This is a genomic window from Caulobacter sp. CCNWLW153 (assembly GCF_036889365.1).
Taxonomy (GTDB): Bacteria; Pseudomonadota; Alphaproteobacteria; order Caulobacterales; family Caulobacteraceae; genus Caulobacter; species Caulobacter radicis.
In genome coordinates this window covers 58376-70330 of sequence record NZ_JBAKFV010000019.1, presented here as the reverse complement: position 1 = coordinate 70330, position 11955 = coordinate 58376, and the positions used below count along the sequence as shown (strand labels likewise).

The window sequence follows — 11955 nt, the reverse complement described above, 5'->3', positions numbered from 1 at the left end:
CCCTAAGGCTCGTTGTCGTTATTACGGGACCAGCGCGGCCGGCAGGCCGGCGATCAGGCGGTCGTTGTCGGCCGGCCGGCCGATGGTGATGCGCACCCAGCCGCCCTTGACGGGCGTCGGACGGACGATGAGCCCTTCGTGCAACAAACGCATGGCCGTGGCTTCGGGGCCAGCGGGGGTGCGCAGGAAGACGAAATTGGCTTCGGAGCGGGTGTATTCGACACCCATCTCGTCCAGCGCCGCCTCGACGCGGGCGCGCTCGGCCAGGGTAAGGGCGACGGTCGAGGCCAGATGCTCGCGATCCTCCCAGGCGGCCAGGGCGGCGGCCTGGCTGACGGCGGTGACGTTGAACGGCGGGCGCAGGCGGTCGAGATAGGCGATCAGTTCTTCCGACGAGGCGATGCCGTAGCCCACCCGCATGCCGGCCAGGCCATAGGCCTTGGAGAAGGTGCGCGCCGCAATCCAGGGACCACCCCAGGCCTCCAGCACGGCCAGCATGTCGTAGGTCTCGAAATATTCGCGATAGGCCTCGTCGACGAACACCAGGGTGGACTTCGGGGTGGCGGCCAGCACCGTCTCGACGGCTTCCTTCGACAGGGCGTTGCCGGTCGGGTTGTTAGGCGTGCAGAGGATCAGAAGCTTCGGCCCCTTGGCGGCCGCCGCGGCCACGGCCGGGACGTCGAGGTCGAAGTTCGGCAGACGCGGCACGTCGACGATGGTCGCCTCGGCGCAGCGGGCGAAGATGTCGTAGGCCGGGAAGGTCGGCGAGGAGAGCAGGATCTCGTCCCCCGGCGCCAGTACGGCGCGGAACACGTAGTCGATCAGGGCCTCGGAGCCCGGCGACACGACGATGCGGTTCGAGGAAACGCCCAGGCGCTGGCCGATGGCCGCGCGCAGCGTCTCGCAATAGGGGTCGGGATAGATCTGCGGCTCGGCCACGGCGGCCATCACCGCGTCGGCGACCTTGGGGCTGGCGCCCAGCAGGTTCTCGTTGCTGGCCAGCTTGGCGAAGTCTGACAGGCCCGTGCGGCGACCGGCCTCCGCCAGGGTCATGCCGGCCTTGTAGGCCACGACGCCGTCGAGGGCGGCGCGCATCGGCGTCTGGGCGGGAGCTTGGGGCTTGCGATCGAGAACCAGCATGACGGCCGCTCCGGAAGTCGGGGATACGGCCGTCAGGATAGGTCAGGCATGGAGACGCGTTGTGGCGATGATGACCGGCACAGAGACCGAATGGGTCATTTTATGACCTGAAATCTTCGAAACTCACCACACGAAAAGCCCTTCCGCCTTGATGGGGGAAGGGTTGGGATGGGGGTGGAGCCGCGTGTTCAACCTTCACCGCCGCATCAGAACCAAACGCCGCAGTCACCCCCATCCCCGCCCCTTCCCCATCAAAGGGGAAGGGGGATCTTGGCCTACTCCAGGTAATCCAGCGGCAGGGCTGTGGAGTCCTTGATGGTCTCCAGCACGAAGCTCGACTGGATGTCCTTGACCGCCGGCATCTTCAGCAGCCGTTTCATCGTGAATTCGGCGTAGGCGTCCAGGTTCGGGGCCACCACGCGCAGCAGGTAGTCGTAGCTGCCCGTCATGGCGTGGCAGCCGACCACCAGGGGCTCACGCAGGATGGCCTCCTTGAAGGCTTCGGCGGCCGCCTCGTTGTGGCGATCGACCGCGACCTCGACATAGGCCAGCAGGTCCAGCTTGGCCTTGCGCCGGTCCAGGAGGGCCACATAGCCGCTGATCAGGCCGGCGGCCTCCAGCTGCTTGACCCGGCGCAGGCACGGGCTAGGCGACAGCCCCACCCGATCGGCCAGCTCCACATTGGTGACCCCGCTGTCGCGTTGCAGGACGTCGAGGATCTTCTTGTCTGTGCGCGTGAGCTTCATCGTGACCGGATCAGCTGATTTGGCGGCAGTATATGACGAGTTTGCTCTGCGATCCTCCCCCAGAAGGGGGAGGTGGCCCGAAGGGCCGGAGGGGGAAGTGACTGCCGAATTCAACGCAGCCAGCCCACAAGCCACTCCCCCCCCCCTCAGTCGCTCCGCGACAGCTCCCCCTTCAGAGGGAGCACCTAAGCCCCAGACAGCAAAACGCCCGGGCCAGAGGACCCGGGCGCTTCGACTTACGCTTTACGCTTACTGTTACGCTTACTGGTACTAACTCGGTGTTCAGTTGGCCAGGCGACGCAGGAACGACGGGATCTCGAGATCCTCGCCGTCGTCGGCCTGGGGCGGATCGATCGGCTGCATTTGCGGACGGGCCGAACCGGTCTGGCGGGCCTGCGGCTGCGGGGCCGGCTCGTAGCGTTGCTGGCGACCGCCGCCGAACAGGCTCATCCAGCCGCCGCTCTTCTGCTGACGGCGATCCTCGTAGTGATCGCTGTACAGCGGCTCGTCGTCGGCCTCGGCGACCATCGGGTCGACGATGCGGGTGACGCGCGGCGCGGGGGCCGGCTCATAGACCGGTTCCGGCTCGTAGGCGGCTTCCGGCTGGGCGTAGAGGTCGGCCTGGGCGTGCGGCTGCGGGGCCGGCTCGTAGGCCGGTTCCGGATAGGCCGTGGCGGTCGGGCGTTCGATCGGACGGGCTTCGTAGCGCGAACCCGGGCGGATTTCCGGCTGGGCCGGAGCCTGGGCGACCGGCTGCGGAGCGGGTTGCGGAGCCGGCTGCGGGGCGGGACGCGAGGTCTCGGCCAGCAGCGGCGGGGCCTGGGTGTTGCGGGCGACCGGCTTGGGCTCGATCTGCTGGATCGAGGCGCCGTCCATGCCGGTGGCGACCACCGACACGCGGATCACGCCGTCCAGCGACGGGTCGAAGGCCGCGCCGAAGATGATGTTGGCTTCCGCGTCGACCTGATCCGAGATCGCGTTGGCGGCCTCGTCCACTTCGAGCAGGGTCATGTCCATGCCGCCGGTCACGTTGACCAGCACGGCCTTGGCGCCCTTCAACGACACTTCGTCGAGCAGCGGGTTGGCGATGGCGTTCTGGGCGGCCATCAGGGCGCGGTCTTCGCCGGTGCCCTCGCCGGTGCCCATCATCGCCTTGCCCATCTCGGTCATGACCGTGCGGACGTCGGCGAAGTCGAGATTGATCAGGCCCGGCAGCACCATCAGGTCGGTGATCGAGCGCACGCCCGAGTGCAGCACCTGGTCAGCCATGCCGAAGGCTTCGGCGAAGGTCGTGCGTTCGTTGGCGACGCGGAACAGGTTCTGGTTCGGGATGACGATCAGGGTGTCGACGTAGCGCTGCAGCTCCTGGATGCCGGCGTCGGCCAGGCGCATGCGGTGACGGCCTTCGAAGTGGAAGGGCTTGGTCACCACGCCGACGGTCAGGATGCCGCGCTCACGGGCGCACTTGGCGATGATCGGGGCCGCGCCGGTGCCGGTGCCGCCGCCCATGCCGGCGGTGATGAACACCATGTGAGCGCCTTCCAGGTGCTCGCCGATCTCGGGGAAGCTCTCTTCGGCGGCGCTCATGCCCACTTCGGGATGCGCGCCGGCGCCCAGGCCCTGCGTGATCTGCACGCCGAGCTGGATGCGACGGTCGGTCTTGGCGAACTGGAGCTGTTGGGCGTCCGTGTTGGCGACGACGAACTCAACACCCTCGAGGCCCGCCTCGATCATGTTGTTGACGGCGTTGCCGCCCGCGCCGCCGACCCCGAAGACCACGATACGCGGCTTCAGCTCGGTGGTGCGCGGCGCCGAAAGAGAAATAGCCATGGGGACCCTCGCGTCCTTACGCCGAATTCGCCAAATGAACCGACCGCAAGTCGGTAACGCCTCGACGATCGGGTTAACAGAACAACCACCATCGTTAACTGGCGGTTAAAGCCATAATCTGAGTCGGCTGCAGGTCGATCCCGCTTACAGGGAAAAAAGCGAGTTATCCAAAGGAATTGCTTGGAACTCCTTGGTTTACAAGCTGGGCCGGAACCCCTGTGCGGCGGAACGCCGCTGGCCTGTTTTTTGCGTCCAGGCCCTCGGATTCGGGGGCGCGAAACTACACTGTTTGGCCATTCAGGCACTTAGAAAGTTAAACGACAGGGTTAATTCGCCCATTGGGCGAGCCGGGCGATTTGGTCCAGACGAACGAAAACGCCCCGCCCTTTCGGGCGAGGCGCTGACGAATTTCCGCGTCGAGACGAGGGCTTAGAGGTTGTCGCGCAGCCAGGCGGCGGCCTTGGCCACCGGCGAGGCGTTGGGGTCCATCGGGCGCTTGCGCACCTGCCCGCCGCTGAGGGTCTTGGGCGACACCACCTCGCGCGGACCGAAGGCCGTGCGATGCAGCACCCCGGCGGCCGCGCAGAAGGCCGGCCCCGAGGCGGCGTCGGCCAGGTGCGGAACCCGGCGCGGACGGCCAAGGCGCACCGGACGGTCGAACACCCGCACGGCCACTTCGCGCACGCCGGCCAGCTGGCTGGCGCCGCCGGTCAGGACGATGCCCGCGCCCGGCTCCACAGGCGCGCCCGAGGCCTTCAGGCGCTCGCGCAGCAGTTCCAGCGTCTCCTCGACGCGCGGCTGGATGATGCCCTTCAGAAGGGACCGCGGCGCGATGACGGGACCCGCGCCAGGATCGTCGCCCCGCGGCGGGGCCTCGATCATCTCGCGGTCCTCGTTGGCCGAGGCGATGGCGCTGCCGTGCAGGGTCTTGATGCGCTCGGCGCCGGCGACCGAGGTCTGCAGACCGCGCGCGATGTCCTGCGTGACGTGCCCGCCGCCGACGGCCAGGCTGTCGACGTGGCACAGGGCGCCGTTGTTGAACACCGCCACGGAGGTCGAGCCGCCGCCCATGTCGATGCAGACCGCGCCCAGGTCCATCTCGTCCTCTTCCAGGGCCGCCAGGGCCGAGGCGAAGGGCGCTGCGACGATGCCTTCGAACGACAGGTGGGCGCGCTCGACGCAGTGGGCCAGGGTATGGAAGATGTTCTCGTTGACCGAGACGACCAGCAGCTCCAGGCCCAGCGAGCGGCCGAACATGGCGCGCGGGTCGCGGATGCCCTTCTGGCCGTCGACCGACCAGGCGATCGGCAGCAGGTGCACGGGCTTGCGGCCCGGCAGGCGCACCTGGGCCAGGGCCGACGAGATTGCGCGCGACAGGTCGCCGTCCGCGATCGGGCGGGCGCCCAGCGAGACCTGGGTGTGGACGCGGTGGCTGGCCAACTGGCCGCCCGCGGTGCAGACGCTGACGCCCTGGACGCTGACGCCGGCGACCGTCTCGGCGCGCTCCACGGCCTGCGCGATCGCCTGGGCGGCTTCGTCCAGATTGACGATGGCCCCGCCGCGCACGCCGCGCGACTGCACGTAGCCGACCCCGGCGGTCGTCAGGGTGCGGTTGTCACGGTGGACGCCGTCCGCCTTCATGATGAAGCACGTGACTTTCGACGCCCCCAGGTCCACGGCCGCGACCGCGGGCTGACGCACGAGCGTCGCCTTCAGGCCGTCACGGGCCTGTCTCCGGTCCTCAAGTCGCGACATGGTCAGGGTCACCTCAGTCCATCGTTTCTGTTCTTACGCCCCGTTGGCCACCGGCTGCCCGGGCAGCACGGAGTCTCGGGGCCGGATCGCCACCATCTCGGGATCGCGCAGGTCGATGCGCGCGAAGCCGAGATCGAGGATGCGTTGCCGCTGGTCCAGTTGATCCAATTGAATCAACGCGGATTCTTCGTCAATGGCCGGCAGCTGGATCAGCGAGCCATCTTTCAATCGCAGGTCCCAGCGGCGGTCGTCGACGCGCACCAGCGCTTCGAGACGATCGCGCAGGCGCGGCCGGGCGTTGACCGCCGGCAGGATGTTTCCGGCGGCCTGGTCGGCGCCCTGCCCCACCACCAGCGGCAGGTGCGGGAAGCGCGCGGCGTCGGCCTCGCGGATGATGCGGCCCTCGGCGTCGATCACCTTCAGGCGGCCCGAGTGCTGCCACACGGCCAGGGCCGGGCGCTCCTCGACGGCGATCATCACGGTGTCGGGCAGCAGGCGGACCACCTTGGCCGACTTCACCCAGCCCACGCCCTCGACGCGGGACTTCAGATCGACCAGGTCCATGCCCAGCGTCGGCTGGTCCTGGTAGAGACCGCTGGCCTTCAGGATGTCGGCCTGGGCGGTGGCCGAGGCGCCGGTCACGTGCACGGCCTTCAGCTTGAAGCCCAGGTTGGCGAATTCGCCGTCGACGCCATGGACCATCGCCTGGCCCAGGCGCTCGGCGCGGTGGCCGGTGGCCAGGGTGACGACCAGGGCGAGCGCGAGCGCGCCGCCGGCGACGCCCAGGGCCAGGGTCGGCGACACGCCGACGCCGCCGCGCGCGGCATGCAGCTTCCCCGCCGGCTGCTGTTGCTGAGCCGGGCGAGCCTTGTTCGGACCTGCGGGCGCTTCGGCCCGGGGGCGCGCTGGCTTGCGCGGTCCCCCCCGCACTGCCGCGGGCATAAGCGTCCTCCACCATCAGACACTAGAAAAACGGAACCCTTGAGCGCCTCTCCGATCCCGACCGTCGTTCGACGACGGGGCGGTTTCGGGCGAAGCGCCTACGGAGGCGTAGAAAGGCCCGAAGGTCGTTAATGCCGGGATAACGAAGAGGCCGTCGCGTTACGCCTCGGCAACCAAGACGCGCACCATTCTGGGACAGGCGTTAACGCCTTTCCGCCTTGCAGCGCCTGGGTTTACGGCGTGTTTTCCCTGCCTGGGCGGGGCTTTGGGGCGCGATGATGCGGCGCCGCAAATCTGTGGATGAGCACATAAAGTATGAACGGCCGCGCTTTGCGGCGTTTTGACTCACCCGAGGGTCGCGGCGACGCGCCGCACGCGCGGGGAGTGTCTTAGCCTCGCCCGCCATCCCGGCCGAAGCGAAGCGTAGCGCCGGGACCCAGGGGCCGCTGCACTGCGTCGGCGACCGCTGGGAGCCCAACCCAACTGCAATGTCCAGTCCCCCTGGGTCCCGGATAGCCGCTACGCGACTTCCGGGATGACGACATCAGAGGAAACCGCGCGGGATTTCAGTGACCGGCCTGCGCAGGCGCAGCCGCGCCCAGCGCGCGGAAGTCGATGTCGCTGTCGGCCACCAGGTAGATGAAGCTCGTCCAGGCGGCCACGTTCTGGGCCAGTTGGATCGGGTCCACCTTGTCCAGGGTGTCGTCTGCGGTGTGGTGGTAGTCGAAGTAGCGGCTGGCGTCCTGGTTCAGGTTCACCACCGGCACGCCCGCCCCCTCGATGCCGCCGATGTCGGCGCCGCCGTGGGCGGCCGGGTTGCGGTCGTAATAGATCTTCAACGGGCTCAGCACCTGGATGGCCGCCTTCATGGCCGGATGGCCTTCCGAGCCCTTGGGCAGTTGCAGGCTGTAGATGCGGTCGGCGCCCGTGTCGCTCTCGCCGGCCAGGACCAGCTTCTCCAGATTGGACTTGTTGGCCGCCAGGAAGGCGTCGGACGAGCCGCCGCTCTCTTCGGAGCCCCACATCACCACGCGGATGGTGCGCTTGGGATGCTTGGGCAGCTCGCCGATCAGCTTGGCGGCGGCCGTGGTGATGGCGATGCCGGCCGCGTCGTCGAAGGCGCCCGTGCCAACGTCCCAGCTGTCGAGGTGGCCGCCGATGACGATCACCTCCTCGGGCTTTTCCGAGCCCTTGATGTCGGCCGAGATGTTCCAGGCCACGTCGCCGGCGTCGAGGGTCGAGGCCAGCTTCAGCTTGATGCGCAGCGGGCCCTTCTTGGCCAGGCGCTCCAGCTGCTCGGCCTCCGGCACGCCCAGGGCGGCGGCGGGAATGGTGACGACGTCGGCGCCGTTGGTGGTCACGCCCGTGTGCGGCACGGTCGAGCTGGACGTCGAGACCGAGCGGATCAGCAGGGCCACGGCCCCGCGCTTGGCGGCCTCGACCGGACCGGACCGGCGCGAGATGCCCGCGACGCCGTAGCCGGCGCCGTCCTGGGCGCGGACCATCGGCTGGGTGATGACGACGATCTTGCCCTTGATGGCGTTGGCCGGCGCGGCGACCATCTCGGCATAGGTGGAAAACAGCGCCGCCTCGGCCTCGATACCTTCGGCCGGCGTCGGGATCGTGCGGCCCAGGCCCACGATCGAAAGCTTCATCGGATAGGGCGCGACCAGCTCGGCGCTCTCTTCGCCGCGCGTCCACGACGGCTTGGCGAACTGGTCGACCTTGATGTTGCTGAAGCCCAGAGCCTTGAATCTGGCCACGCCCCAGTCCTTGGCGCGCTCCATGCCCGGCGAGCCGACGAGGCGCGGGCCGATGTTGGTGGTCAGGTCTTCAGTGATGTCCCAGGCCAGACGATCGGTCAGGGCCTTGTCGCGCAGCGCCTCGGCGGTCTTGACGTCTTGAGCGTTGGCCGCGCCCACGAGCAGGGCGGAAGCGGCGACGGCGGTCAGCAGGCTGCGGATCATGAGCAGGATTCTCCCCTAAGGCGTGCTTGTCATAGCATCGCTCTTCCGGTGGAGAACCCCGCCCAACGCCCACTTTTGTCAGCAGCCGTCAGCCGGGGCGAAAACCTCGCCCTTCGATAGGCTCAGGGTGAGGTTTTTCTTTCGCCGAACAAGAATGGTCCTCTTCCTGAGCCTGTCGAAGGACGAGGACCAAGCGCTGAGCCGGAATGTCGCCTACGGCCGCGGCGCGGCGCCGAACAGCTTGTCGGCGAAGAGGTCGAGCGCCTTCTGCGACAGGTCGGTGTTGTTGAGGATCACGACGGTGTCGCCTGTGTCGAGCCGGTGGCCGAGCACCGAACGATAGCCGGCCGTTCGTCCGGTCTCCCAGGCCGCCGGCTTGACCTGGCCGTCGATGGTCAGGCTGCGCACCCGCCCGCCCAGCGCATAGTCCTGTTCGGGGACCAGGATGGTCGTCAGGGCCTTGCGCGAGGCCTCGGACAGGAACGGCGTGTCGAAGACGACGTGGGCCGCGACCAGCAGGTCGTCGACCGTGCTGAAGTAGCCGCCGCTGGCGGCCATGACGTCCATGCGCGGATTGGCCCGCCGCGCCAGGGGCGGCCCGGCATAATAGGAGACCGCGACGCCCGGCTCGGCGTCGACGCCGAGGCCCGCCCGGGTGTGGCCCATCTTCAGCGGATCGGTCGTCAGTTCCTTCACCACCGCCAGGAACGGCTTGCCGGTCACGGCCTCGACGATGGCGCTGACCACGAACCAGTTGACCGGGTGGTAGTCGAACTTCGTTCCCGGCGGGAACAGCGGGTCGCCCTGGGCGAAGGCTTTGACGGACTCGGCGGCCGACAGGTTCTTCTTCAGGAGGTCGGGATCGGCCTTCAGGGCCGGCATGAAGCCGTTGGGAATGCCGCTGGTGTTGGACAGCAGGTGGGTCAGCGTCACCGTCCTGCCAGTGTCGGGCCGCTGGTCCGGCAGCCAGGCGGCGATCGGCGCGTCGAGGGAGAGCTTGCCCTGCTCCACCAGCCGCAGCACGGCGATCGTGGTCAGCCACTTCGAGATCGAGGCCACGCAGTAGACGGTGTCACGCGTCGCGGGCTTCTGCGCCTCGATGTCGGCCGAACCGAAGGCGCGGACATAGGACGCCCTGCCCTTGCGCCCGATCATCACCACGCCCTGGAACTTCTGCTCGGCGACGAAGGCGTCGACCACGGGATTCTCGGCCCCCAGCCTGGCCGGCGCGGCCAGCGACAGGCCCGGCGCGGCGCACAGCGCCCCGGCGGCGGCGAACAGGCCGCGACGATCGATCATCGGAAAACTCCCCACAAACCGCCGCCCCCAGCGATGGCGGCGACCCTGGCGCAGCGCAACGCCCAAGTCCCGTTAAGCTTTGGCAATGAGCGAACATTGGCATTCGACGAGAAGCGCTCTAGGTCTGGTGGCGACTTCAGGAGACCCCGATGCCCAAGCCGACGGTCGAACCGGCCGCCGACATCCCGCTCGACGCCAAGCTGCGGCCGACCCAGGCCCGCGCCCAGGACACCTACGAGGTGGTTCTGGCCACCGCCGGCGAACTGCTGATCGAGTCCGGCTTCGAGCAACTGACCACCAACGCCATCTGCAAGCGCGCCGGCCTGACCCCGCCGGCGCTCTATCGCTACTTTCCCAACAAGTACGCGATCCTGAAAGAGCTGGGCGACCGGCTGATGCGCCTCCAGGACGAGGCCGTTTTCGCCTGGATGGAGGCCGGCGGCCTGGAGGGCGCAACCGCTTCGGAGCGCGTGGCCAAGACCGCCGGCCTGCTGACCGACGTCATCGACATGACCCGCCGCTTTCCCGGCGGCGCGGCCATCGGCCGGGCATTGCGCGCCGTGCCCATGCTTCAGCAGTTGCGTTTCGCCTCGCGCGACATGGTCGCCGGACAGTTCGGCGAGGTGCTGGCCGCGCGGTTTCCGTCGGTCTCACCGATCCGGATCCGCACCGCCACCCGCATGATGGTCGAACTGACCTACGCCGCCACCGAAATGGCCGTCGAGGAACCGGGGCAGGACGCCGGCGCCCTGGCCGAGGAAATCGGCCGGCTGTTCGACTGCTATTTCGAGACGTTCGATACCGAGTTGTGACCCCCCTCCGGGCCACCTCCCCCCACGGGGGAGGATCTGGAAGCGCCGCGCCAAGATGATGCTCCCCCTCTGGGGGAGCTGTCGCGGAGCGACTGAGGGGATTTCCGCCCTCCGATAACGCCGGCTTGCAATAACGATAGTTTTTACTATCGTCAGTCCATCGCAGCGGGGGAACGCCGATGGAGGGCTGGAAGAACTGGTCGGGCAGCGTCGAGGCGACGCCCAGCAGGATAGCCCGGCCGCGCACGCTCGACGAATTGTCGCGCCTGGTGCGCGAGGCCGGCAAGGTCCGCGTCGTCGGGGCCGGCCACTCTTTCATGCCGCTGTGCGAGACCAACGGCCTGCTGCTGGACCTGTCGGACCTGGAAGGCGCCGTCGAGATCGCGCCCGACCGCAAGACCGTCTGGGCCCCCGCCGGCTGGAGCCTCAAGCGCCTGACCGCCGCCCTGTGGGCCGAGGGCCTGTCGCTGATCAATCAGGGCGACATCAATCCGCAATCGCTGGCCGGGGCCACGGCCACCGGCACCCACGGCACGGGGGCCGAGCTCGGCAGCCTGTCGACCCAGGCCTGCGGTTTTCGACTGATGACCGCCGACGGCCGCCTGGTGGAATGCAGCCCCGACCTGGAGCCCGAGCTCTATCAGGCCCAGCGCGTCTCGCTCGGGCTGCTGGGCGTGGCCGTCGCCATCCGCATCAACGTGATCCCGGCCTACTGCCTGGAAGAACGCGTCAGCCGCATGCCGCTGGCGCAGGTGATCGAACGCTTCGACGACCTGGCCGCCGCCACCCGCCACATGGAGTTCTGGGTCTTTCCCTATAGCGACGACGTCATCTTCAAGACCCTGCACCCCGTCGCGCCCGAGGCCGCCGACGAAACCCTGGGCAAGAGCGGCGAAGGCGACGAGGACACCTTCCGGACAATCTGCGACCTGTGCGCCGCCCTGCCCGTCCTGACCGCGCCGCTGCAAAAGCTGATGATGAAGGTCGCCGGCAAGCCCGCCCGCCGCGCCGGCCCGGCCTTCGAGGTCTTCCCCTCGGAACGGAACGTCCGCTTCGAGGAGATGGAATACGAGATGCCGCGCGCGGCCGGCCTGCCCACCCTGAAGGCGGCCATGGCCCACATCCGCAAGCGCCGCCTGCCGATCACCTTCCCGTTCGAATTCCGCCTGGTGGCCGGCGACGACATCTGGATGAGCCCGTTCAACATCGGCGCGGGCGCCTCGATCTCGTTCCACCAGTACGCCAAGATGCCCTGGCGACCGGCCTTCGCCGAGATGGAGGCCGTGCTGGCCGACAGCGGCGGTCGACCGCACTGGGCCAAGCGCCATAGCCTGGCCCCCGCCGACGTCCACCGCCTCTATCCCCGCGCCGGCGACTTCCTGCGGGTGCGAAAGGCCTGGGACCCGACCGGCAAGTTCGCCAACGCCCACCTGACCCAGCTCTTCGGACTCTAGGGACAAGCAG

At 68.5% G+C, this 11955-nt stretch carries 9 protein-coding genes; 2 read left to right on the top strand and 7 right to left on the bottom strand.

Translation table 11 applies throughout. The features are described 5' to 3' along the window. Positions 1–21 precede the first annotated feature (21 nt). The 7 genes from hisC to V6S85_RS23390 form a co-directional block, all read right to left on the bottom strand. Positions 22–1140, bottom strand: coding sequence for a histidinol-phosphate transaminase (gene hisC / locus V6S85_RS23425; protein WP_334350444.1), 1119 nt, complete (start codon positions 1138–1140; stop codon positions 22–24). A 275-nt stretch (positions 1141–1415) separates the two neighbouring features. Further along, positions 1416–1886 (bottom strand): Lrp/AsnC family transcriptional regulator, encoded by a 471-nt coding sequence (locus V6S85_RS23420; RefSeq protein ID WP_101719015.1) that lies wholly within the window; start codon positions 1884–1886, stop codon positions 1416–1418. Positions 1887–2168: 282 nt separating this feature from the next. After that, the gene (gene ftsZ, locus V6S85_RS23415; RefSeq protein ID WP_334350443.1) at positions 2169–3716 is read right to left on the bottom strand and encodes a cell division protein FtsZ; all 1548 of its coding nucleotides are present in this window, start codon (positions 3714–3716) and stop codon (positions 2169–2171) included. A 429-nt stretch (positions 3717–4145) separates the two neighbouring features. After that, the gene (gene ftsA, locus V6S85_RS23410; protein WP_101711281.1) at positions 4146–5471 is read right to left on the bottom strand and encodes a cell division protein FtsA; all 1326 of its coding nucleotides are present in this window, start codon (positions 5469–5471) and stop codon (positions 4146–4148) included. Between the two features lie 33 nt (positions 5472–5504). Next, a complete protein-coding gene (ftsQ, locus tag V6S85_RS23405; protein WP_116566372.1) occupies positions 5505–6413 on the bottom strand; it encodes a cell division protein FtsQ in 909 nt (302 codons plus the stop codon). A 566-nt stretch (positions 6414–6979) separates the two neighbouring features. Then, positions 6980–8380 carry a M20/M25/M40 family metallo-hydrolase gene (locus V6S85_RS23395; protein ID WP_442885730.1) on the bottom strand — a complete coding sequence of 467 codons (1401 nt, stop codon included), beginning with the start codon at positions 8378–8380 and terminating at the stop codon, positions 6980–6982. A gap of 213 nt (positions 8381–8593) precedes the next feature. Then, positions 8594–9679 (bottom strand): serine hydrolase domain-containing protein, encoded by a 1086-nt coding sequence (locus V6S85_RS23390; RefSeq protein WP_334350442.1) that lies wholly within the window; start codon positions 9677–9679, stop codon positions 8594–8596. A gap of 149 nt (positions 9680–9828) precedes the next feature. On the opposite strand from V6S85_RS23390, the gene V6S85_RS23385 reads away from it, so the two are divergent. Continuing rightward, a complete protein-coding gene (locus tag V6S85_RS23385) occupies positions 9829–10491 on the top strand; it encodes a TetR/AcrR family transcriptional regulator (protein ID WP_334350441.1) in 663 nt (220 codons plus the stop codon). A 179-nt stretch (positions 10492–10670) separates the two neighbouring features. Further along, complete coding sequence (locus V6S85_RS23380; protein ID WP_334350440.1) at positions 10671–11945, top strand: D-arabinono-1,4-lactone oxidase; 1275 nt, start codon at positions 10671–10673, stop codon at positions 11943–11945. The last annotated feature ends 10 nt before the right edge of the window (positions 11946–11955 follow it).

Excerpts from the sequence above, each read along its gene's own strand:
- hisC (WP_334350444.1), bottom strand. The coding sequence starts at position 1,140 with ATGCTGGTTCTCGATCGCAAGCCCCAAGCTCCCGCCCAGACGCCGATG.
- V6S85_RS23420 (WP_101719015.1), bottom strand. The coding sequence starts at position 1,886 with ATGAAGCTCACGCGCACAGACAAGAAGATCCTCGACGTCCTGCAACGC.
- ftsZ (WP_334350443.1), bottom strand. The coding sequence starts at position 3,716 with ATGGCTATTTCTCTTTCGGCGCCGCGCACCACCGAGCTGAAGCCGCGT.
- ftsA (WP_101711281.1), bottom strand. The coding sequence starts at position 5,471 with ATGTCGCGACTTGAGGACCGGAGACAGGCCCGTGACGGCCTGAAGGCG.
- ftsQ (WP_116566372.1), bottom strand. The coding sequence starts at position 6,413 with ATGCCCGCGGCAGTGCGGGGGGGACCGCGCAAGCCAGCGCGCCCCCGG.
- V6S85_RS23395 (WP_442885730.1), bottom strand. The coding sequence starts at position 8,380 with ATGATCCGCAGCCTGCTGACCGCCGTCGCCGCTTCCGCCCTGCTCGTG.
- V6S85_RS23390 (WP_334350442.1), bottom strand. The coding sequence starts at position 9,679 with ATGATCGATCGTCGCGGCCTGTTCGCCGCCGCCGGGGCGCTGTGCGCC.
- V6S85_RS23385 (WP_334350441.1), top strand. The coding sequence starts at position 9,829 with ATGCCCAAGCCGACGGTCGAACCGGCCGCCGACATCCCGCTCGACGCC.
- V6S85_RS23380 (WP_334350440.1), top strand. The coding sequence starts at position 10,671 with ATGGAGGGCTGGAAGAACTGGTCGGGCAGCGTCGAGGCGACGCCCAGC.